This is a genomic window from Cryobacterium sp. MP_M3 (genome assembly GCF_015752155.1).
Lineage (GTDB): Bacteria > Actinomycetota > Actinomycetes > Actinomycetales > Microbacteriaceae > Cryobacterium.
In genome coordinates this window covers 61,735-83,118 of sequence record NZ_JADOVI010000007.1, presented here as the reverse complement: position 1 = coordinate 83,118, position 21,384 = coordinate 61,735, and the positions used below count along the sequence as shown (strand labels likewise).

The window sequence follows — 21,384 nt, the reverse complement described above, 5'->3', positions numbered from 1 at the left end:
GCGAATGTCGCGGCTTGGTAACCATTCGGTTGCAGCCCGAGTTTGCTCATCTGAGCAGTGAAACATTCGGTAACGTGTACTCCAACACAGCCCCTGCGGACCCACGCCGGGCGACCATAGGAGGTCAATCTTGACAATCACGAAACGCAAGGCCGTTTTCAGCGGTCTTGCCACGCTCGGCGTTGTGGCCCTGCTCGCGGCTTGCGCGCCGGCACCGACCGGCGGCGGATCCTCCGGATCGGCTGCGGCGTCGAACTACCTGCCCTGCATCGTGTCCGACTTCGGCGGCTTTGACGATAAGTCGTTCAACCAGTCCAGCTTCGACGGGATGACCCAGGCCGCCGACGAGCTCGGGATCAAGTTCAAGCAGGCCGAATCCAAGTCCGAGGACCAGTACGCCAGCAACACCAGCAGCATGGTCGACCAGGGCTGCAACTTCGTGCTGACCGTCGGCTTCGCCCTCGCCAACGCGACCCGCGACGCGGCCAAGGCGAGCCCCGACACGCACTTCGCCCTGATCGACTCCGCCCTCTCCAACGACGACTTCAGCCCGCTGAAGCTCGACAACGTCAAGCCGGTGCTCTACGACACCGCCCAGGCCGCGTTCCTCGCCGGCTACCTCGCCGCGGGCACCAGCAAGACCGGAATCGTCGGAACCTACGGCGGACTGCAGTTCCCGTCCGTCACCATCTTCATGGACGGCTTCGCCGACGGTGTGAAGTACTACAACGACCAGAAGGGCAAGGACGTCAAGGTCCTCGGCTGGGACAAGGCCGCGCAGACCGGTCTCTTCGCCGGCAGCTTCGATGACATCAACCAGGGCAAGGCGCTCAGCACCGGTCTGATCGACCAGGGTGCCGACATCATCCTCCCGGTCGCCGGACCGCTCTTCCAGGGCACCGCGCAGGCCATCCAGGACTCCGGCAAGGACGTCGCCATCATCGGCGTCGACAGCGACCTGTTCGAGACCACGCCCGAGTTCAAGGCCCTGTACCTCACCTCGGTGCTCAAGCAGATGGCCGCCGCCACCAAGCAGATCGTCGTCGACGACTCGAAGGGCGACTTCACCGCCGACCCGTACGTGGGCACGCTCGAGAACAAGGGCGTGGACATCGCCCCGCTGCACGACTGGGAGTCCAAGGTCGACCCCGCGCTCGTGAAGGAGGTCGACGCCATCAAGGCCGACATCATCAGTGGCAAGCTCAAGGTCGAGTCTCCCTCCACCCCGAAGTAACGCTCCACCAGCACCACCAGCACCACCAGCACCACAATGCGGGGAGGCCAGCGACACGCTGGCCTCCCCGCATTGTTTAAAATCACCGATCAGCCACTCAGAAGAGCAGATCGGACCAACATATGAGCAAATCGGTCGGGAAACGCCATCATTCGCGCAGGTGCCACCTCATCTGTTCGCCCACTCAATAGAATCGGGACTATGAAGCTCGAACTTCGCGGCATTACGAAGAAATTCGGTGCCCTGGTCGCGAACGACCACATCAACCTCACCGTCGAGGCTGGCGAAATCCATGCGCTGTTGGGCGAGAACGGCGCTGGAAAGTCAACCCTCATGAACGTGCTCTACGGCCTGTACCGGGCCGAAGAGGGCGAGATCCTGCTTGACGACGTCGTTCAGCACTTTGCTGGGCCGGGCGACGCGATGGCCGCGGGGATCGGCATGGTGCACCAGCACTTCATGCTCATCCCGGTGTTCACCGTCGCCGAGAACGTCATGCTCGGTCACGAAGACACCAAGACCGGCGGTCGACTCGACCTGGCGGCGGCGCGCACGCACGTGCGGGAGATCTCCGACCGATTCGGCTTCGATGTCGACCCCGACGCCCTCGTCGAAGACCTCCCCGTCGGGGTGCAGCAGCGGGTCGAGATCATCAAGGCCGTCTCCCGCGACGCGAAGGTGCTCGTCTTCGACGAGCCGACCGCCGTGCTCACCCCCCAGGAGACCGACGAGCTCATGGCCATCATGCGCCAGCTCAAGGAGGCCGGCACCTCCATCGTCTTCATCACCCACAAGCTGCGGGAAGTGCGGGCCGTCGCCGACCGGATCACCGTCATCCGCCTCGGCGCCGTCGTCGGCGAAGCGTCCCCGACGGCGACGAACGTGGAACTGGCCACCATGATGGTGGGCCGCGCGGTCGATCTCACCGTGGACAAGGCGCCCGCCGTCCCCGGTGACGCCGCCCTCGTCGTGAAGAACCTGAGCGTGCTCGACGCGCATGGCCAGGTCCTGGTCAACAACGTCAGCTTCGAGGTGCACAAGGGCGAGATCCTCGCGATCGCGGGGGTGCAGGGCAATGGCCAGACCGAGCTCACCGAGGCGCTGATGGGCCTGCAGCCGCGGGTCTCCGGCGAGATCACCCTCGACGGCAAGTCGCTGCGCGGTCACTCCGTGCGCCAGGTCCTCGAGGCCGGAGTCGGCTTCGTGCCGGAGGACCGCACCGAGGACGGGCTGGTCGGCGAGTTCACCATCGCCGAGAACCTCATGCTCGACCGGTCGAACGACGAACCGTTCGTCAAACGGTGGAACGTGCAGCGGGCGCTCCTGGCGAAGTTCGCCGTGGAGAAGGTCAAGGAATTCGACGTGCGCTCCCAGGGGATCGAGACACCTGTCGGTCGCCTCTCCGGAGGCAACCAGCAAAAGGTCGTCCTCGCCCGCGAGCTCAGCCGCGACCTGCGTCTCTTCGTCGCGGCGCAGCCCACCCGCGGCCTCGACGTCGGGTCGATCGAATTCGTGCATGAACGGATCGTGGCCACCCGCGATGCCGGCACGCCGGTGGTCGTGATCTCGACCGAACTCGACGAGGTCGCGGCCCTGGCCGACCGGATCATGGTCATGTACCGCGGGCGCATCGTCGGCATCGTGCCGGGCGACACCCCCCGCGCAGTCCTCGGATTGATGATGGCGGGCGAAGCACCCGCCGGAGAAGGAGCCGCAGCGTGAGCACCACACAGGGTCCGGGGACCGGGACCGGCACGGCGACCTCTCCGGCCGGAGAGCCCTCCCGCTGGGACCGGATGTTCCGTGAGATCACGACCGGCAGCGCCATCATCTCCGTGCTGGCCGTCGTGCTCGCTCTCGTCGTCGGCGCGGTCATGATCGCGTTCACCAACGAGAACGTGCAGGCGAGCGCCGGGTACTTCTTCTCCAGGCCCGGCGACACGCTGGCCGCGATCTGGAACGCGGTGTCCGGGGCATACTCGGCGCTCTTCCAGGGCTCGGTCTACAACTTCCGCCGGCCGAGCTTCGCCGCCGGGATCAAGCCCCTCACCGAAACCCTCACCTTCGCGACCCCGCTGATCATGGCCGGCCTCGGCGTGGCCCTCGGTTTCCGGGTGGGTATGTTCAACATCGGCGGGCGCGGCCAGATGCTGATCGCGGCCGCCCTCGGCGGCTGGGTCGGCTTCGCGGTCGACCTGCCCTACGGGCTGCACATGATCGTCGCCCTCGTCGTCGGCATCCTCGGCGGTGCCCTCTGGGGCGGAATCGTCGGCCTGCTCAAGGCCCGCACCGGCGCCCACGAGGTGATCACGACCATCATGCTCAACTATGTGGCGTTCTACCTCGTCAGCTACCTGCTCCGGGACGGCTTCCTGAAGACCCCCGGGTCGAACAACCCGAAGAGCCCGGCCACCAAGGTGACGGCGGTCTTCCCCGACCTGCTCGGCCCGAACTACATCCTCCACTTCGGCTTCATCCTGGCCATCCTCGCCACGATCTTCACCTGGTGGCTGCTCTCGCGCTCCAACCTCGGCTTCCAGTTCCGGGCCGTGGGGCTCAACCCGCACGCGGCCAGGGTGGCCGGCATCAGCGTCAAGCGCATGTACGTCTACGCGATGATGCTCTCGGGCGGGCTGGTCGGCCTCGCCGGCATCAACCAGGTGCTGGGCACGACCACCAGCGGCTTCGGCGCGGGGCTCGACTCCGGCATCGGCTTCGACGCCATCACCGTGGCGCTCCTCGGCCGGTCCAAGCCCTGGGGAGTCTTCTGGGCCGGAATCCTGTTCGGCGCCTTCAAAGCCGGCGGTTTCTCGATGCAGGCCGCCGAGGGCGTGCCGATCGACATCGTGCTGGTCGTGCAGTCGCTCATCGTGCTCTTCATCGCCGCCCCGCCGCTCGTGCGGGCCATCTTCCGCCTGCCCGTGCCGGGCGCCACCCGTCGCAAGACCCAGGTCAACGTTCCCCAGGAGGTGGCAGCGAAATGAGCACCGTCGCTCCGGTCGTCCAGCCCGCACAACCCACCACGCCGGAAGGCCCCGATTTCGAGTTCGTGAAGAGCTGGAAGGTGACGATCGCCCTGTCGATCTTCACCGTCCTCGGCTTCCTGCTCCTGGTGGTCTTCGGCCGGGATGGCACCAGCACCATGCGGTTGTCCACCTCGAGCGACCTGATCCAGCTGCCCGACGTCGAACTGCCCACCCGGGTCACCGGCATCGTGATCACCGTCCTGCTGCTTCTTATCACCGGGGTGAGTGTCTGGCTGGTGCGGGCCAAGGCCAAGGCGCCGATCTGGCTGATCGCCGTGTACGCCGTGCTGGTCCTGATCGGCTTCCTGGCCTGGGCCGCCGCCGACAAGTCCATCCCGGTTCCCGGGCTGCTGTTCGGGTCGCTCAGCCTGGCCGTGCCGCTCATCTTCGGCGCCCTCGGCGGCGTCATCTCCGAGCGGGTCGGCGTGGTCAATATCGCCATCGAGGGCCAGCTGCTCGCCGGCGCGTTCACCTCCGCCATGGTGGCATCGCTCACCCACCAGCCGCTCCTCGGCCTGCTGGCCGCGATGCTGGCCGGGGTGCTCGTCTCCATGGTGCTCGCCGCCTTCGCGATCAAGTACTTCGTCGACCAGGTCATCGTCGGCGTCGTGCTCAACGTGCTCGTGATCGGCCTGACCGGCTTCCTCTACTCGCAGGTGATGGCGCCGAACGCGGCGCTCCTGAACCAGCCGCCCCGGTTCGAACGCATCAACATCCCGCTGCTGAGCGAGATCCCGATCATCGGGCCGGTCTTCTTCCGGCAGACGCTGATCGTCTACATCATGTACGTGGCCGTCGCCGTGGTCTTCTACGGGATCTTCCACACGAAGTGGGGACTGCGCCTCCGCAGCGTGGGCGAGCATCCCCAGGCTGCCGACACGGTCGGCATCAACGTCGCATCGACGAGGTTCTGGAACGTGTCCATCGCCGGCGCGATCGTCGGCCTCGGCGGAGCGTACTTCACCCTCGGCTCGGTCGGCGCGTTCGGCAAGGAGATGACGGCCGGGGCCGGGTTCATCGCGCTGGCCGCCGTGATCTTCGGCCGGTGGGACCCGATCCGGGCCACCCTCGCCGCCCTGCTGTTCGGTTTCGCCAGCAACCTGCAGAACGTGCTCAGCATCATCGGTTCCCCGGTGCCGAGCGAGTTCATGCTCATGCTGCCCTACCTGGTCACGATCTTCGCCGTCGCCGGCCTGGTCGGCCAGTCCAGGGGTCCTGCCGCCAGCGGCAAGCCCTACATCAAATCGTGACCGGGTCCCGGCAGTCAGACGCACCCTTCTCCGGCGACGTCGACTGGGGTGTCCTCCGAGAGGCCGCCGTGCAGGCGATGGGCAGCGCCTACGCGCCGTACTCGCGCTTCCCGGTCGGTGCCGCGGCGCTCGTCAGCGACGGGCGGGTGATCACCGGCTGCAACGTCGAGAACGCGTCGTACGGCCTCACGCTCTGCGCGGAGTGCGCCCTCGTCTCCATGCTGCACCTCACCGGCGGCGGGCAGCTCGTGGCGTTCACCTGCGTCGACGGCGCCGGCGGCACCCTGATGCCCTGCGGACGCTGCCGCCAGCTTCTGTACGAACACTCGGCCCCCGGCATGCTGCTGGAAACGGTGTCGGGTGTGCGAACCATTGATGAAGTGCTGCCCGACGCCTTCGGGCCCAGGCAGCTCGCCGACTACCGGGAAGAGTGACCGTGAGCAACATCCAGAACAGCATCGAGGCCTTCGACGCCGTGGACCTGATCCACACCAAGCGTGACCTGGGCGAGCTCAGCACCGCCCAGATCGACTGGCTGGTCGACGCGTACACCCGTGGATACGTCGGCGACGAACAGATGGCCGCGATGACCATGGCGATCTTCCTCAACGGGATGAACCGCCGGGAGATCAAGGACCTCACGATGGCGATGATCAACAGCGGTGAGCGGATGAGTTTCACCGGCCTGGGCAAGCCGACCACCGACAAGCATTCCACCGGCGGTGTCGGTGACAAGATCACCCTGCCGCTGATGCCGCTCGTCGCCGTGTTCGGCGCAGCCGTCCCCCAGCTGTCCGGCCGCGGCCTCGGCCACACCGGCGGCACCCTGGACAAGCTCGAGTCGATCCCGGGCTGGCGCGCCAGCCTCACCAACGAGGAGATGTTCGCGCAACTGCGCGACCACGGTGGCGTGATCTGCGCCGCCGGACGAGGCCTGGCCCCGGCCGACGGCAAGCTCTACGCGCTGCGCGACATCACCGGAACCGTCGAGGCGATCCCCCTGATCGCATCCTCGATCATGTCGAAGAAGATCGCCGAGGGCACGAGTGCTCTGGTCCTCGACGTGAAGTTCGGCTCCGGCGCCTTCCTCAAAGACATCGACCGGTCCCGCGAACTCGCCCGCACGATGGTCGCGCTCGGCGAGGACGCCGGCGTGGCGATGTCCGCGCTGCTCACCAACATGAACGTTCCGCTCGGTCACGCCATCGGCAACGCCAACGAGGTCCGTGAATCGGTGGAGGTGCTCGCCGGCGGCGGTCCGGCGGATGTCGTCGAACTCACCGTCGCCCTCGCCACGGAGATGCTCGACCTGGTCGGCATCACCGGGGTCGACGTCGCCGCCGCGCTGAAGGACGGCCGCGCGATGGACAAGTGGCGCGAGGTCATCCGTGCCCAGGGCGGCGACCCGGATGCGGCCCTGCCGGTCGCGAAGGAAACCCACGTCGTCACCGCCCTGCGCGACGGTGTGCTCGTGGAGCAGCAGGCCCTGCCGTTCGGAATCGGCGCCTGGCGTCTCGGTGCCGGCCGCGCCCGCAAACAGGACCCGGTGCAGCACGCCGCCGGGATCGACCTGCACGCCAAGCCGGGAGACACCGTGCGGGCCGGGCAGCCCCTGTTCACGCTCAGCGCGGACGAGCCCGAGCGTTTCGCCCGCGCGCTCGAGGCCGTGGAAGGCGCCTACCGGATCGGCGACCCCGGCGAGCCCATCCAGGACGGCGGACCCCTGATCGCCGAGCGAATCGGCCGCTGATCCCGGTCCGCCACCGGTCCGTCAGCGGTCCGTCACCGGTTCGCCACCGTGCCGTCACCGCGTGGCCGGCTCGGCGTCGCGTCGGGTTCAGGAAACAGGGAGACTCCCAGCGTCATGGCCGGTAGATTGGGAACGTGAACACGAGCCCTGAGGAATACCTGCTGCCCGGCGGCATCAGCATCAACGCGCTGCCGAAGATCTCCCTGCATGACCACCTTGACGGCGGGCTGCGCCCCGGCACCATCATCGAGCTGGCCGCGAGTATCGGATTCGCCCTCCCGACAACGGATGAGTCCGACCTCGGCGCCTGGTTCGCCGACCAGGCCAACTCCGGCTCGCTGGTCGAATACCTCAAGACCTTCGACATCACCTGTGCCGTCATGCAGACCGAGGAGGGCCTGACCCGGGTCGCCCGGGAATTCGTCGAGGACCTCGTCGCCGACGGCGTCATCTACGGTGAGGTGCGCTGGGCCCCCGAGCAGCACCTGACCCGGGGCCTCACCCTCGACCAGACGGTGGAGGCCGTGCAGGCCGGCATCGAGGCCGGCATCGCCGCGGCCGCCGAGGCAGGCCACAGCATCAAGATCGGCCAGCTGGTCACCGCCATGCGACACGCCGACCGCAGCCTCGAAATCGCCGAGCTGGCCGTGCGCCACCGCACCACCGGCGTCGTCGGGTTCGACATCGCCGGCGCCGAACTCGGTTTCCCGGCCCACAACCACCGTGACGCATTCGACTTCCTGGCCAAGGCATTCCTCCCGGTCACCGTGCACGCAGGCGAGGCCGACGGCCTGGAGAGCATCCGCGGGGCACTGTTCGACGGACGTGCGCTGCGGCTCGGCCACGGAGTGCGCATCGCCGAGGACATCGTCGTCGGCCGCCAGGACGCCGACGACAACACCTACGTGACCCTCGGCCCGGTGGCGCAGTGGGTGCGCGACCGCGAGATCGCCCTCGAACTCAGCCCGTCGTCGAACCTGCAGACTGGCGCGATCGCGGCCTGGGGCGACGACCTGCTCGACCACCCCTTCGACCTGCTCTACCAGCTGGGCTTCCGGGTAACCGTCAACACCGATAACCGCCTGATGAGCGACACCAGCCTGAGCAAAGAGCTGGCCCTGCTCAGCGACGCGTTCGGCTACGACATCGACGACCTCGAGGTCTTCCAGCTCAACGCCGCGCAGGCCACGTTCCTCCCGCTCGAGGAGCGCGAGGAGCTGGCCGATGCCATCGTCGCCGGCTTCGAAGGCGCCTGAAGAACCAATGCCCGTCCGATCGACACCGTGAAAGCCCCCATGCCACTGCCGCCCCTTCCCACTGCCGCAATCGCGATCGGCGTCCACGTCGAGGACTGGCGAGGTGCGGTGGCCGCGGCCGGTGACGCCCTCGAACGGTCAGGGTCGACCTCGCCCGAGTACACGAAGCGCATGATCGGCGTGATCGACGAGTTCGGCGCCTACGTCGTGATCGCACCGGGCCTCGCGCTGGCGCACGCCCGACCCGGACCCGACGTCCACGCCGAGGGCCTGAGCGTCGTCACCCTGGCCGAGCCGGTCGCGTTCGGCCACCCGCACAACGACCCGGTCAGCGTCGTGCTGGGCCTGGCCGTCACCAGCGGTGACGAGCACGTGCTCCTCGTGGCCGAGCTGGCCAACGTGTTCAACGACCCCCACGTCATTCCGGCGCTGGCGGCCGCGACGGACGTCGACAGCATCCGTTCGCTGCTCGGCGTCACCGCACCACCCGAGGAGCAGTAATGAAGATCATCGCCCTGTGCGGAGTCGGAATCGGCACCTCCGCGATTCTCAAGGTCAACGCCGAGCGCGCCCTCGCCCGGCTGGACATCGAGGCGGACGTCACCGCGACGGACGTCGCCGGAGTGGCGAGCATGGGCTTCGACGCCCAGGTGATCCTCACGTCGTCGGAGCTGGTCGAGGCCATCGGAAAGACCAACGCCGACATCGTCGTGATCGACAACTACTTCGACGTCGACGAACTCACCGCGAAGCTGGAGACCGCGCTGGGCTGAATGCCGGCCGACCGCGCTACTTGATCAGTTCGCGCATGCCCCGGTCGAGTTCGGCCAGGGTCACCTCGGCGGCGGCCTTCCGCTCGGTGACAGTGCCGGCGGTGCTGCTCGTGTCCAGGTACACCTTCAGTTTGGGCTCGGTGCCGCTCGGCCGCACCATGACGCGGGAGCCGTCGACGAGCCTGATCCGCAGCACATCGCTCGGCGGCAGTCCGTTGAAGCCGGCCGACAGGTCGTCGACATGGTCGACCCGGATGCTGCCGACCATCGACGGCGGATTCTGGCGCAGGCGGGCCATCATCCGTTCGATCTCGGTGAGGTCGGTCACCCGCACCGAGATCTGACCGGACGCGAAGTGGCCGAACCGGGCGCTGAACCGGTCGAGGTGATCGGCGAGGGTGAGCCCCTCGGCCTTGAGGTCGCTGACCAGCGAGAGAATGGCCACGGCGGCGGAGATACCGTCCTTGTCGCGCACGGTTCCGGGGTTGACGAGGTAGCCGAGGGCTTCCTCGTAGCCGAAGATCAGGTTCGGCGCCCGGGACACCCACTTGAAGCCGGTGAGGGTGTCGGCGAACCGCAGCCCATAGGCGGCGGCGACCGCCTGCAGGGCCGGCGACGACACGATCGAGCAGGCCAGTGTGCCGTCAGCCACTTCGGCGCCTGCCGCGTTCGCGGCGAGCTCGGCGGCCCGCCAGCCGAGGACGGCGCCGACCTCGTTGCCGCTGAGCCGGCGGTAGCCGGTGCCGGACGACGGGTCGGGGATCGCGATCGCGAGCCGGTCCGCGTCGGGGTCGTTCGCGATGATCAGCTCGGCGCCGGCCTCCCTGGCTGTCTCATAGGACAGATCGAGGGCGCCGGGCTCCTCCGGGTTGGGGAACGTGACGGTGGGGAAGTGGCCGTCAGGGGCGATCTGGGCATCGACGAGGGTGGGCAGGTCGAAACCGGCGGCCTCGAGCACGCGCCGGGTCGTGTCCCAACCGACGCCGTGCAGGGCGGTGTACACCGTGTTCACCTGGGCGCGCGGCGGGTGGGCGAGACCGGCGGTGGCGTCGATGTACGCCTGCACGACGGATTCGGGTGCCGTCTCGTAGGCGGCCCGGGGAAGGTCAGGCACCCGCTGGTCGGTCGCCACCCGCAGGATCTCCGCCGCGATCCGCGCGTCGTCGGGGGAGACGATCTGCGAACCGTTGTTCGCGCCGCCGAGGTAGACCTTGTAGCCGTTGTCGTTCGGCGGGTTGTGCGAGGCGGTGACCATCACGCCGGCACCTACGTCGAGGTGCCGCACCGCGAAGGCGAGCACGGGGGTGGGCAGCAGTCGGGGGAGGAGGATGGCGCGCACCCCGGCACCGGCCATGATCGCAGCCGTGTCGGTGGCGAAGACGTGGGAGTTCTTGCGCCCGTCGTAGCCGATGACGACGGACGGGGTTTCACCGGGTGACGCGGCGCCCCTCAGGTAGGCGGCGAGGCCGGCGGCGGCCTGGGAGACGAGCACACGGTTCATCCGGTTCGAGCCGGCCGCGATCGCTCCGCGAAGGCCGGCCGTGCCGAAGGCGAGTCTCTCGTCGAAACGGGAGTGCAGCTCCGCGATCGCCGCCCCGTCCCCGTCGCCGGCGGCGCGCACCAGCAGGCGCAACTCGGCCTGGGTTTCGGGATCGGGGTCCTGGCTGAGCCAGTCGTTCGCCGTGTTCAGCAGGGCGGTGGCAGCATCCGTGGCGGGAGCGTCCGTGTCGATGGTGTCGAGCACCATGGTGTCGGGGAGCACCGTGTCCGGGGCCTCCCCGTCGCTGGAGTGCCTGCCGCGGGATTCGGGGGGCACTGCCGTGCCGTCGAGGCTCACAGTGCGGCCACGATCCGGGCGAGCAGCGCGCCGATCACGGGCTCGGCCAGCTTGCCGGCCTCGAGCACCTCTTCGTGGCTGAGCGGCTCCTTCTGGATGCCCGCGGCGAGGTTCGTGATCAGGGACAGGCCGAGGATCTCCATTCCGGCCTGGCGGGCGGCGATCGCCTCGAGCGCCGTGGACATCCCGACGATGTGGCCGCCGATCGCCTTGGCCATCTGCACCTCCGCAGGGGTCTCGTAGTGCGGGCCGCGGAACTGGCAGTAGACGCCCTCGTCGAGGGTGGGGTCGATGGTGCGGGCCAGGGCGCGCAGTCGGGCGGAATACAGGTCGGTGAGGTCGACGAAGGTCGCGCCCTCCAGCGGCGAATCGGCGGTGAGGTTGATGTGGTCGCTGATCAGCACCGGGCTGCCCGGCGTCCAGGTCTCGCGGATGCCGCCGGCCCCGTTGGTGAGGATCATCGTCGACACGCCCGTGGCGGCCGCGGTGCGCACGCTGTGCACGACCCGGCGCACGCCGTGGCCCTCGTAGTAGTGGGTGCGGGCGCCGATGATGAGGGCGCGCTTGCCGCTGGGCAGCAGCACCGAGCGGAGCATGCCGGCGTGGCCGGCCAGGGCGGGGGCGCTGAAGCCCGCGATCTCCTGCGCGGGGATCGTGTGGGTGGTCTCGCCGATCAGGTCGGCGGCCTTGCCCCAGCCGCTGCCCAGGGTCAGTGCGATGTCGTGACGGGCGACACCGGTGCGGGCGGCGATCTCGCCGGCCGCGATGCGCGCGACGTCGAACGGATCGGTTTCTGCCGCGTCGAGCGGGTTGTTATCCATCTTCAGCATGCCCCCACTCTAATTGCCCGGCCATTTCACCGAAGCTCACCCGTCAGAATCGGCGGAGATTTCGCTCATTCGCGCACGCGGCGGTCCGGCAGCCGGCCTGCGGCACGATCACCGTCGGATCCGGCAGGGCACGGGGCCGGGCGATGGATGCGGACGGTGCCGATGTGGTTTGGCAGGGGGCCCCCAGAGCGGGAGAATATGACAATGGCCTACGAGTTCGAACGCAAGCAGCGCATCGCTATCCTCGGCGGAGGGCCCGGCGGTTATGAAGCGGCGCTGGCCGGCGCCCAGCAGGGTGCCGAGGTCACCCTCGTCGAGCGTGTCGGGGTCGGCGGTTCCGCCGTGATCACGGACGTCGTCCCCTCCAAGTCGCTCATCGCCACGGCCGAGGCCACCAACTCGATCGGGGAGGCCACCGACCTGGGCGTGCAACTGTTCGTGCGCGGTGACACGGGCAGGCCCGCCCGGCCCGAGGTCGCCATCAACCTGGCCGCCGTCAACAAGCGGCTCCTCGCCCTCGCCCGGCAGCAGTCCGAGGACATGAAGGCCACCCTGATGCGCGCCGGCGTGCACCTCGTCAGCGGCCACGGCCGCCTCGACGGCACCAGCGGGGTCATCGTCTCCACCGCCGAAGACGGCTCGGGCACCGACTTCGACCGTATCGACGCCGACACGATCGTCGTCTCGGTCGGCGCGACGCCGCGCATCCTGCCCACCGCAGTCCCCGACGGCGAACGCATCCTCAGCTGGACCGAGCTCTACAACCTGAAAGCCGTGCCGGAGCACCTCATCGTGGTCGGCTCCGGCGTGACCGGCGCGGAGTTCGCCTCCGCCTACCGTGCCCTCGGTGCGAAGGTCACCCTGATCTCCAGTCGCGACCAGGTGCTCCCCGGCGAGGACGCCGACGCGGCGGCCGTGATCGAGAACGTGTTCAAGCGCAACGGAATGGTCGTGCTGAGCAAGTCACGCGCGTCCTCCGTCGTGCGCACCGACACCGGCGTGCTGGCGACCCTGGCCGACGGCCGCACGGTCGAGGGCAGCCACTGCCTGATCGCGGTCGGCTCGGTCCCGAACACCTCAGGGATCGGCCTCGAGGAGGCCGGCGTGCAGCTCTCCGAATCCGGCCACATCCGGGTGAACCGGGTGGCGCGCACGTCCATCCCGAACATCTACGCGGCCGGGGACTGCACGACCGAGCTGCCGCTGGCATCCGTCGCCTCGATGATGGGCCGCACCGCGGTCTTCCACGCGATGGGCGACGCGGTCAACCCGATCGAGATCCGCAACGTCGCGGCAAACATCTTCACCCAGCCGGAGATCGCCACGGTCGGCTGGACCCAGAAGCAGATCGAGGACGGCCTCACCCGCGGCAGCATCTACAAGCTGCCGCTCTCGTCGAACCCGCGCGCGAAGATGATGGGCATCAAGGACGGTTTCGTGAAGCTGTTCGCGACCACCACCACCGGCACCGTCATCGGCGGGGTGATCGTCGCGCCCAAGGCCAGCGAGCTCATCTTCCCCCTCGCCCTGGCCGTCGAGCACCGGCTCACGGTCGACGAGGTGGCCCGGGCGTTCCCGGTCTACCCGTCGCTGACGGGTTCGATCACGGATGCCGCGCGCGCCATGCACATCGTCCAGTAGCCCGCCGCTGCCCAGCCCCAGCCCCCACCCGAGTTCACCTCAGTCCCGAATTCCCTGTTCCGAATTCAGGTGCAGAGCCCGGACCAGTGCGACGGATGCCCCGCCCGGCCCCGAATTCGGGCTTTACACCTGAATTCGGAACACAACTGAACCCGGGACGGGGTCGGAACGCCCCGGAACAGGGCAGGGCAGGTCGGGTCAGGGGTGGTCGGTGACGGCCATCAGCAGGGAGCCGGAGGCGACGGTGGTGCCGACGAGCGCCTCGATGCTGCCGATCACGCCGTCCTTGTGGGCGGTGAGCGGTTGCTCCATCTTCATGGCCTCGAGCACGAGCAGCAGGTCACCCTTGACGACGACGTCGCCTTCGGCGACGGCCAGCTTGACGACGGTCGCCTGCATCGGCGCGTGCACGGCGTCACCGGTCGCGGTGCTGACCGCGTGGCCTCCGCTGCGGCGGCGCGGGGCAGGCCCCGCCGTGCTCTCGGACGCCGACCCGGGGAGCAGGCGCACCGGCAGGCTGACCTCGATCCGGCGGCCCTCGACCTCGACCACGACGTTGTGCCGCTTCGCGGGGCCGGTGGGTTCCTCGAGCGAACCGTTCCACGGGTCGATGTCGTTGTCGAACTCGGTCTCGATCCAGCGGGTGTAGATGGAGAAGGGCTGGCCGTCCGCCGGGGCGAACGCGGGGTCGCGCACGATCCGGCGGTGGAAGGGGAGCACGGTGGGAAGCCCGGCAACCTCGAACTCGTCGAGGGCGCGTCGGGAGCGCTCGAGGGCCTCCTCGCGGGTGGCGCCGGTGACGATGAGCTTGGCGAGGAGGGAGTCGAACGAGCCGGAGATCACGTCGCCGGCCTGCACGCCGCTGTCGACGCGCACACCGGGGCCGCCGGCGGGCCTGAACACGTGCACGGGGCCGGGCGCGGGCATGAAGCCGCGGCCGGCATCCTCGCCGTTGATCCGGAATTCGAAGGAGTGGCCGGTGGGAGCAGGGTCAGGATAGTCCAGCGTGCCGCCCTCGGCGAGGCGGAACTGTTCGCGGACGAGGTCGATCCCGGTCACTTCCTCCGACACGGGGTGCTCGACCTGCAACCGGGTGTTCACCTCGAGGAAGGAGACGGTGCCATCCTGGCCGATCAGGAACTCGCAGGTGCCGGCGCCGACATAGCCGACCTCGGCCAGGATGGCCTTGGACGCGCGGTACATCTCGGCCTGCTGGGCGTCGGTCAGGAACGGGGCCGGTGCTTCTTCGACGAGTTTCTGGTGCCGGCGCTGGAGCGAGCAGTCGCGGGTGGAGATGACGACGACGGTGCCGTGGGCATCGGCGAGGCACTGGGTCTCCACGTGACGCGGCTTGTCCAGGTACTTCTCGACGAAGCACTCGCCGCGGCCGAACGCCGCGACCGCCTCGCGGGTGGCCGACTCGAAGAGCTCGGGCACCTCTTCGCGGGTGCGGGCGACTTTGAGGCCGCGTCCGCCGCCGCCGAAGGCGGCCTTGATCGCGACGGGCAGCCCGTGCAGGTCGACGAAATCGAGTACCTCGGCGGCGTCGACCACCGGGTTCAGGGTGCCGGGCGCCATCGGGGCGCTGACCTTCTCCGCCACGTGGCGGGCGGAGACCTTGTCGCCGAGCTTTTCGATCGCCTCGGGCGACGGGCCGATCCAGATCAGCCCAGCGTTGATCACCGCCCGGGCGAAGTCGGCATTCTCCGCGAGGAAACCGTAGCCGGGGTGCACGGCGTCGGCGCCGGACCGCCTGGCGACGGAGAGGATCTTCTCGATCACGAGATACGTGTCGGCGCTGGTCGTGCCGTCGAGGCCGTAGGCCTCGTCGGCAAGGTGCGCGTGCACCGAATCACGATCCTGATCGGCGTAGACGGCAACCGAGAGAATGCCGCTGTCTTTCGCGGCTCGGATAACCCGGACGGCGATCTCGCCCCGGTTGGCGATGAGGACCTTCGTTATTCGCGACACAGTGCCCTAGCTTATGGTGCCTGCGCCGCGGTCTTTTGGTTCTGTTCCACAAAAAGAACAGCGAGAAAGGTGCGGATGCCTACAATCGGGCCAGGAATGAGGTCTCCGGGTCAGTTCGCCGGGCCACGATTCCACAGACTCGGCCAGGAATGGCCCAGCCGGGTGACCAGTCGGCGCAGGGTGGGCAGGGAGAGCCCGACCACCGTGGACGGGTCACCGTCGATGTGCGTGATGAAGGGCGCGCCGAGGCTGTCGATGGTGAAAGCACCGGCAACGAACAGCGGTTCGCCGGTGGCGATGTAGGCGTCGAGCTCGTCGTCGTCGATGTCGTCGGCGAAGGTGACGTCCGCGACGGCGACGGCGCCGACCGCCCGGCCGGGCTGTCCGTTCGAGTGCTCGATCAGCCAGTGGCCCGAGAAGAGCTGCCCGGTGCGTCCGCGCTGCAACTGCCAGCGCTGCCGGGCCTTCTCCGCGGTGTGCGGCTTGCCGTAGATGACCTCGTCGATCACGAACACGGAATCGCCGCCGAGCACGAGCCCGTCGCCGTGGCCGGCCTCGCTCAGCGCCACCGAGACCGCCTCCGCCTTGGCGCGGGCCAGCAACTCGACCACCCGGTGCGGGGTGAGCGGCGCACCGGACTGCCGGGCAGCCTCAGCGGCGACGGCATCCTCGTCGACGTCGGGGGCCATCGTGACCGGTTCGATCCCGGAGGAGCGAAGCAGCGCCAGGCGGGCGGGGGAGGTCGAGGCCAGGTAGAGGCGCATGGTTCCTTCGTGCGACGGTAGAAGCGATGTGGGATGCTCGTTCAATGGGCACCAGCAATGAAAACCAGTCGATTCCGGGCGATCAGTCCGTCGAAGTCGGCAGCGAACTCGAACTCGACGTCACCAACGTAGCCCACGGCGGCATCTTCGTCGCCCGGCACGAGGGCCGCGTGGTGTTCGTCAGCGACACCCTCCCGGGTGAGAGGGTGCGCGCCCGGCTGACCTCTGCCAGCCACAAGAGTTTCTGGCGTGCCGAGACCGTGGAAGTCCTGGACGCCGCCCCGGAGCGCCAGCCGCACATCTGGGCGTCCGCCGCCCTCGAGCGCGACCCCGACGACCGCGCCGGCGGCGCCGAATTCGGTCACATCGAACTGGGCCACCAGCGCGAGTTGAAGCGCCAGGTCCTCGCCGACGCCCTCAAGCGGATGGCGGGAATCGAGACCGATGTCACGGTCGAGCCGGTCCCGGTCGGCCCCAACGCATCGCCCGGCGACGCCGCCGACGGCACGGGCTGGCGAACCCGGGTGCGGTTGCACGTCGCGGAGGACGGTTCGGTCGGACCCTACGCGGCCAGGAGCCACCGGGTGATCCCGGTCGGGGACCTGCCTCTCGCCGACCGGTTGCTGGAGGCGGCCGCGCCGCTCGACCAGCTGTTCCGGAGGGCCGCATCCGTCGACGTCGTGGCGCCGAGCCTCGGCACCGTGCAGGTGCTCGTCGCCGAGCAGGACGCGCAGGGACGCCGGCGGCCGACGCCGCGCGACCTGATCCGCGAGGTCGTCGGCGACCGCGAATTCAGGCTGGATGCCGCCGGCTTCTGGCAGGTGCACGCACGCGCCGCCGAGACCCTCTATCGCACGGTCCAGGACACCATCGACGCTGAGTCGTTCGACCCGAAGGCGGCGAACCTCGACCTCTACGGCGGCGTCGGACTGCTCGCCGCGGCCGTCGGCGACCGATTCGGCAGCTCGGTCCGGATCACCTCGGTGGAGAGCGATGCCCAGGCCACCGATTTCGCCGCGGAGAACCTGGCGGACTGGGTCGGCGCGAGCGTGCAGACCGCCCGGGTGGACCGGTTCCTGGCCGGACTCGTCCGGGACTCCAGCGCCGCCGACCGAGTGCGGCAGCAGGCGGCCACGGTCGTCCTCGACCCGCCGCGTGCCGGTGCGGGCAAGGAGGTCATCGACCAGCTCGGCGCCCTCGCACCACGCCAGATTGTCTACGTGGCGTGCGACCCCGTGGCGCTCGCGCGGGACATCGCCCTGCTCGCCGGGCACGGCTACGAACTCCGCGGGCTGCGGGCGTTCGACTTGTTCCCGAATACCCACCATGTCGAAGCCGTCGCCCTGCTCACCAAATAGCTATCGTTGACCTGTACGACAAAGTGAGGACGTAGACCCCCGTGACAGACCCGATTGCACCGTTGGAATCACCGGCCGGCGAGGATGCCGGCGTGCGCACGACCCTCGACCATCCGGTGCGGGTCGGCATCGCCGATGACCATGAGTCGGTCAGGCTCGGCATCAAGGCGGCCTGTGAGAACGCCGGCTACGACGTGGTCTTCGCGGCGCCCACGGTGCAGGCCCTCGTGGACGGCATCGCCGGCCGCGCCGTCGACGTCATCGTGCTCGACCTGTCGCTCGGCGACGGTTCGCTCGTCACAGACAACGTGCACAACGCGCAGAGCACCGGTGCGTCGGTGCTGGTGCACAGCATCGCCGACCGGGTCGCCCTGGTCAGGGAGGCGCTCGCCGCCGGCGCCGCCGGAGTGATCCCCAAGTCCTCGCCGACGACGACCGTGATGGCGGCCGTCGCATCCGTCGCCCACGGCGACGTGCTCAACAACCTGGAATGGGCGACCGCGATCGACGCCGACCGCGATTTCGCCAAGGCCCAGCTGGGCCGCCGCGAGCGGGACGTGCTCCACCTGTACGCGTCCGGACTGCCGCTCAAGATGGTTGCGATGCAGCTCGGCATCGCCCATTCGACCGCGCGGGAATACCTCGACCGGATCCGGGTGAAGTACGTCGAGGTGGGCCGGCCGGCGCCGACGAAGGTCGACCTGTTGCGTCGTGCGGTCGAAGACGGCATCCTTCCTGGGCTGGACCAGGACGGCGGGGATGGCCGCGGCTGAGTCCGCGGCCGCACTGCCGCTCCGGCTTTCCCGGGCGGAGCGCGGCACCCAGGACACGAACACGAGGGGCGCCGTCGACGCCCAGACGCCCCTGGGCCTGGACTCCGACCTCATCGCCGGGCCCACCCAGCCCCGCAACCCGATCAGTCGTACCCGGATCGAAACGGTCGTGTCCCGCTCCGTCGCCGGGGTCAGCGTGATCTTCTCCCTCCAGGCCCTCCCGATCATGCTCGCGCAGGTGCCTCTGCGCCTGCCGATCATGGCCGTCGCCATGCCCCTTGCCCTGGCCGTGGGCATCGGCGCCGTGGTGATCGCTGCTGTCACCAAGGTGGGCGTGCGGCTGACCACCGGCACGGTAGCCGTGGTCTATCTGGCCGCACTCCTCGGCTGGCCCTTCCTGATGCTCGACCCCTCGGCCGTGCTCGACGGCAAACCGTGGCTCTGGTACATGTGCACCGTGGCGACGTCCTGCGCCGCAGTGTCATTCCCGCTGGTGTGGGCGGCGACCTACACCTTCCTCGCCCCGATCGTCTACGGCATCGTGCGCACCCAGCCGTCCGGCGGAGGAGCCGATGCGCTCCTCGCCTCCCTCGACGCCGTCTACGCGACGATTCTTGGCCAGGTCATCCTGATCATCATCTTCATGCTGCGCCAGACGGCGGCCGCGGTGGATGCCGCCCAGACCAATGCCCTGCACCAGTACGCGACGGCAGTGAGGCAGCACGCCACGGAGGTAGAGCGGGTTCAGGTCGATTCGATCGTGCACGACAGCGTGCTCGCCACCTTCCTCGCGGCGGCGGCTGCGGGCAGTCCCAAGGCGGCGCAGCTGGCCTCGGGGATGGCCTCCGACGCGCTCACCCGGCTGAACGACGCGGCCATGGTCCCGGCCGGGGACGACAGCCTGATACCGTTCAACGCCCTCACCGTGCGGATCCGGGACGCCGCCGACAAGCTCGCAGCGCCCTTCACCTTCGTCGAATGCGAGATCGACACGCTCAGCCTCCCCGTGCACGCCAGCGACGCCCTGTTTGCGGCGAGCGTGCAGGCGATGGTGAACAGCGTCCAGCACGCGGGCGACGGCATCGTCGAACCGGGTCGAACCCTCACCATGCGAGCGAACGCCCAGGGTGGCTGCACCATCGAAATCGCCGACACCGGCGTCGGCTTCGACCCGGAGCAGGTGCCGAGCGAACGGCTGGGCCTTCGGCTCTCGATCCAGGAACGGGTCGCCAGCGCCGGCGGTTCGGTGCGGATTAGCTCCGAGATCGGCCGGGGGACCACCATCACCATCGACTGGCCGCCCGAGGGCGAGGTGGCACCCGCATGATCACCGTGCCCCGCGGCCTCGTGCTCTCCCTCGCCGCACTGTTCTCGACTTACCACGTTGTGCTCGGCATCTACTCGCTCAACCAGCCGCGCACTCCCGGCCCGGCCATCCTCGCGATCGCCGCCTACATCCTGGCGACAGCGCTGAGCCTGTGGCCCAGGAGCCCGATGCGGATGCCGCTCTGGCTCGCCTTCTTCAACGTGGCCGTCTGCGTGGCCATGCCTCTGCTCGTCGGCAGCCAGCTCGACGGCGCGGCAGACAACGGCTACGCCACCTGGTACGTCGCGGCCGTCGGCACCCTGATGACGATCACGGCCACCCGCCGCCGCCCCGCGCTCGCCTGGATCGGCGCCGCGGCACTGATCGTGCACACCATCGTCTGGGCCGGGCCGGCCGCGCTCGGCTCGATGGGCGTGATCGGCAGTGCCGTCTGGGTGGCCGTCGCGGTCATCCTGGCTCGTGCCCTCGCCAAGGCCGGACGGGACGCCCGGCAGTACGCTCTGGCCGAACGCGAAGCCACCGACTGGCAGGCGGCGCAGGAGGCGCACCTCTACGAGCGTCAGGTCCGGCTCGCGCAGACCATCCGCCTCGCGGCGCCGATGCTGCGCCGGATCATCGCCAGGGGCGGTGTGCTGGACGCCGAGGAGAGACAGGAATGCCGCTACCTCGAGGCCGCCGTGCGGGACGAGATCCGCGGGCGCAAGCTGCTCAACGAGGCGGTCCGTGAACAGGTCATGGCGGCGAGACGGGGCGGGGCGATCGTGACCCTGCTCGATGAAGGCGGCATCGACGACCTCCGCGGCCCGGAACTGGAGACCGTGCTCAACACGCTCGCGGCCGCGATCGGCGGGACCACCGCTGACTCGATCATCGCGCGGACGGCCGGCGACGGTTCGGCGACGGCCGTGACCGTCGTCGGCCTCAGCAGCGCCGACGCCCGGCTCAGCGCGCTCGGCCAGGAATCCCCGGAGCCCGAGGTCGACCTGTGGCTTGAGATCCCGCGCAGCCCGATGCCGGCCGAAACCTCGGCGGCCCGCTGACGGCTTCGCCCCCGGTGAGTGAGCTTGTCCCACTGAGTGAGCTTGTCCCGGTGATTGAGCTTGTCGAAATCACGCCGCCCGGACATGCGAAAGGGGACCAACCGTGAGGCTGGTCCCCTTCCGACTTTCGTGCCAGGGCGACAACCCGAATGTCACCCTGACTCGCCGCCAAAATCCGCCTGCTTACCCTAGTCGACGAATTTTGGTGGTGTAACTCTGTGAGCGACACCTAGCAATACCTATAGTCATCGAACCGGGTCGAATAGAAAAGTCGGCATTTAGGGGGACCGGCCTTTCGGGGGGAGTGCCCGGTCAGGCCGAGAAGCCCCGCCACTGGCCCTGTCCGGCGCGCACGGCCGGCCTGATGGCCCGCTGGCTGACCTGCCAGGCGCTCTGGCTGCCCTCGGGAGCCCGTCGCAGGTTGTCCGTCTCCTCGCGGAGCAGGCCGCGGAGCACGGCGGACACGGCGGCCGCCTCGGTGGGGGTGACTCCCCGGGTGAGGAAGAGGAGTTCCTCGGCCGGGTCTGGGATGGGTGTCGTGGAGTCGGTCATGG

General features: G+C 69.0%; 19 protein-coding genes. 14 read left to right on the top strand and 5 right to left on the bottom strand.

What is annotated here, in order from left to right; translation table 11 throughout:
- The first annotated feature begins 130 nt into the window (after positions 1–130).
- From IWX89_RS09975 to IWX89_RS09935, 9 genes are all read left to right on the top strand, one after another.
- Positions 131–1,234 carry a BMP family protein gene (locus tag IWX89_RS09975; protein WP_196903414.1) on the top strand — a complete coding sequence of 368 codons (1,104 nt, stop codon included), beginning with the start codon at positions 131–133 and terminating at the stop codon, positions 1,232–1,234.
- Positions 1,235–1,435: 201 nt separating this feature from the next.
- Positions 1,436–2,956 carry an ABC transporter ATP-binding protein gene (locus IWX89_RS09970; protein WP_196903413.1) on the top strand — a complete coding sequence of 507 codons (1,521 nt, stop codon included), beginning with the start codon at positions 1,436–1,438 and terminating at the stop codon, positions 2,954–2,956.
- Complete coding sequence (locus IWX89_RS09965) at positions 2,953–4,218, top strand: ABC transporter permease (RefSeq protein WP_307836494.1); 1,266 nt, start codon at positions 2,953–2,955, stop codon at positions 4,216–4,218. Before IWX89_RS09970 ends, IWX89_RS09965 begins: the two co-directional genes overlap by 4 nt.
- Positions 4,215–5,510: an ABC transporter permease gene (locus IWX89_RS09960; RefSeq protein ID WP_196903412.1), complete on the top strand. Its 1,296-nt coding sequence runs from the start codon at positions 4,215–4,217 to the stop codon at positions 5,508–5,510. Before IWX89_RS09965 ends, IWX89_RS09960 begins: the two co-directional genes overlap by 4 nt.
- Positions 5,507–5,944 carry a cytidine deaminase gene (locus IWX89_RS09955; protein WP_196903411.1) on the top strand — a complete coding sequence of 146 codons (438 nt, stop codon included), beginning with the start codon at positions 5,507–5,509 and terminating at the stop codon, positions 5,942–5,944. The genes IWX89_RS09960 and IWX89_RS09955 overlap by 4 nt, the downstream gene beginning before the upstream one ends.
- 2 nt (positions 5,945–5,946) lie before the next feature.
- Positions 5,947–7,260 (top strand): thymidine phosphorylase, encoded by a 1,314-nt coding sequence (locus IWX89_RS09950; RefSeq protein WP_307836493.1) that lies wholly within the window; start codon positions 5,947–5,949, stop codon positions 7,258–7,260.
- Between the two features lie 134 nt (positions 7,261–7,394).
- Entirely contained in the window at positions 7,395–8,516 is a 1,122-nt protein-coding gene (locus tag IWX89_RS09945; RefSeq protein ID WP_196903410.1) for an adenosine deaminase, read from the top strand.
- Positions 8,517–8,555: 39 nt separating this feature from the next.
- Positions 8,556–9,017: a PTS sugar transporter subunit IIA gene (locus tag IWX89_RS09940; protein ID WP_196903409.1), complete on the top strand. Its 462-nt coding sequence runs from the start codon at positions 8,556–8,558 to the stop codon at positions 9,015–9,017.
- The gene (locus IWX89_RS09935; protein ID WP_196903408.1) at positions 9,017–9,289 is read left to right on the top strand and encodes a PTS sugar transporter subunit IIB; all 273 of its coding nucleotides are present in this window, start codon (positions 9,017–9,019) and stop codon (positions 9,287–9,289) included. The genes IWX89_RS09940 and IWX89_RS09935 overlap by 1 nt, the downstream gene beginning before the upstream one ends.
- Before the next feature lie 16 nt (positions 9,290–9,305).
- Here IWX89_RS09935 and IWX89_RS09930 read toward each other — a convergent pair whose 3' ends face one another.
- Entirely contained in the window at positions 9,306–11,036 is a 1,731-nt protein-coding gene (locus IWX89_RS09930; RefSeq protein ID WP_196903501.1) for a phospho-sugar mutase, read from the bottom strand.
- A gap of 86 nt (positions 11,037–11,122) precedes the next feature.
- A complete protein-coding gene (locus IWX89_RS09925; protein ID WP_196903407.1) occupies positions 11,123–11,956 on the bottom strand; it encodes a purine-nucleoside phosphorylase in 834 nt (277 codons plus the stop codon).
- Positions 11,957–12,160: 204 nt separating this feature from the next.
- On the opposite strand from IWX89_RS09925, the gene IWX89_RS09920 reads away from it, so the two are divergent.
- Positions 12,161–13,597 (top strand): NAD(P)H-quinone dehydrogenase, encoded by a 1,437-nt coding sequence (locus tag IWX89_RS09920; protein ID WP_196903406.1) that lies wholly within the window; start codon positions 12,161–12,163, stop codon positions 13,595–13,597.
- Positions 13,598–13,795: 198 nt separating this feature from the next.
- Here the strand turns inward: IWX89_RS09920 and IWX89_RS09915 are convergent, their stop codons facing one another.
- Positions 13,796–15,568, bottom strand: coding sequence for a biotin carboxylase N-terminal domain-containing protein (locus IWX89_RS09915; protein ID WP_196903405.1), 1,773 nt, complete (start codon positions 15,566–15,568; stop codon positions 13,796–13,798).
- 110 nt (positions 15,569–15,678) lie between these two features.
- Positions 15,679–16,332 carry a nucleoside triphosphate pyrophosphatase gene (locus IWX89_RS09910; protein WP_196903404.1) on the bottom strand — a complete coding sequence of 218 codons (654 nt, stop codon included), beginning with the start codon at positions 16,330–16,332 and terminating at the stop codon, positions 15,679–15,681.
- A 44-nt stretch (positions 16,333–16,376) separates the two neighbouring features.
- Between IWX89_RS09910 and IWX89_RS09905 the strand changes: the two genes are divergently transcribed.
- From IWX89_RS09905 to IWX89_RS09890, 4 genes are all read left to right on the top strand, one after another.
- The gene (locus IWX89_RS09905) at positions 16,377–17,690 is read left to right on the top strand and encodes a class I SAM-dependent RNA methyltransferase (protein WP_196903403.1); all 1,314 of its coding nucleotides are present in this window, start codon (positions 16,377–16,379) and stop codon (positions 17,688–17,690) included.
- 92 nt (positions 17,691–17,782) lie between these two features.
- On the top strand, positions 17,783–18,463 hold the full coding sequence (locus IWX89_RS09900; protein WP_196903500.1) for a response regulator transcription factor: 681 nt from the start codon (positions 17,783–17,785) through the stop codon (positions 18,461–18,463).
- Positions 18,450–19,790, top strand: a complete 1,341-nt coding sequence (locus tag IWX89_RS09895) for a sensor histidine kinase (protein WP_196903402.1) — start codon at positions 18,450–18,452, stop codon at positions 19,788–19,790. Before IWX89_RS09900 ends, IWX89_RS09895 begins: the two co-directional genes overlap by 14 nt.
- Complete coding sequence (locus IWX89_RS09890; protein ID WP_196903401.1) at positions 19,787–20,830, top strand: hypothetical protein; 1,044 nt, start codon at positions 19,787–19,789, stop codon at positions 20,828–20,830. The genes IWX89_RS09895 and IWX89_RS09890 overlap by 4 nt, the downstream gene beginning before the upstream one ends.
- 312 nt (positions 20,831–21,142) lie before the next feature.
- Here the strand turns inward: IWX89_RS09890 and IWX89_RS09885 are convergent, their stop codons facing one another.
- Positions 21,143–21,382, bottom strand: coding sequence for a hypothetical protein (locus IWX89_RS09885; RefSeq protein ID WP_196903400.1), 240 nt, complete (start codon positions 21,380–21,382; stop codon positions 21,143–21,145).
- Positions 21,383–21,384: the final 2 nt, after the last annotated feature.

What these genes read in the sequence shown, in the direction of transcription:
- IWX89_RS09970 (WP_196903413.1), top strand. Translation starts at nt 1,436, where the DNA reads ATGAAGCTCGAACTTCGCGGCATTACGAAGAAATTCGGTGCCCTGGTC.
- IWX89_RS09960 (WP_196903412.1), top strand. Translation starts at nt 4,215, where the DNA reads ATGAGCACCGTCGCTCCGGTCGTCCAGCCCGCACAACCCACCACGCCG.
- IWX89_RS09940 (WP_196903409.1), top strand. Translation starts at nt 8,556, where the DNA reads ATGCCACTGCCGCCCCTTCCCACTGCCGCAATCGCGATCGGCGTCCAC.
- IWX89_RS09935 (WP_196903408.1), top strand. Translation starts at nt 9,017, where the DNA reads ATGAAGATCATCGCCCTGTGCGGAGTCGGAATCGGCACCTCCGCGATT.
- IWX89_RS09930 (WP_196903501.1), bottom strand. Translation starts at nt 11,036, where the DNA reads ATGGTGCTCGACACCATCGACACGGACGCTCCCGCCACGGATGCTGCC.
- IWX89_RS09925 (WP_196903407.1), bottom strand. Translation starts at nt 11,956, where the DNA reads ATGCTGAAGATGGATAACAACCCGCTCGACGCGGCAGAAACCGATCCG.
- IWX89_RS09920 (WP_196903406.1), top strand. Translation starts at nt 12,161, where the DNA reads ATGGCCTACGAGTTCGAACGCAAGCAGCGCATCGCTATCCTCGGCGGA.
- IWX89_RS09910 (WP_196903404.1), bottom strand. Translation starts at nt 16,332, where the DNA reads ATGCGCCTCTACCTGGCCTCGACCTCCCCCGCCCGCCTGGCGCTGCTT.
- IWX89_RS09905 (WP_196903403.1), top strand. Translation starts at nt 16,377, where the DNA reads ATGGGCACCAGCAATGAAAACCAGTCGATTCCGGGCGATCAGTCCGTC.
- IWX89_RS09895 (WP_196903402.1), top strand. Translation starts at nt 18,450, where the DNA reads ATGGCCGCGGCTGAGTCCGCGGCCGCACTGCCGCTCCGGCTTTCCCGG.
- IWX89_RS09890 (WP_196903401.1), top strand. Translation starts at nt 19,787, where the DNA reads ATGATCACCGTGCCCCGCGGCCTCGTGCTCTCCCTCGCCGCACTGTTC.
- IWX89_RS09885 (WP_196903400.1), bottom strand. Translation starts at nt 21,382, where the DNA reads ATGACCGACTCCACGACACCCATCCCAGACCCGGCCGAGGAACTCCTC.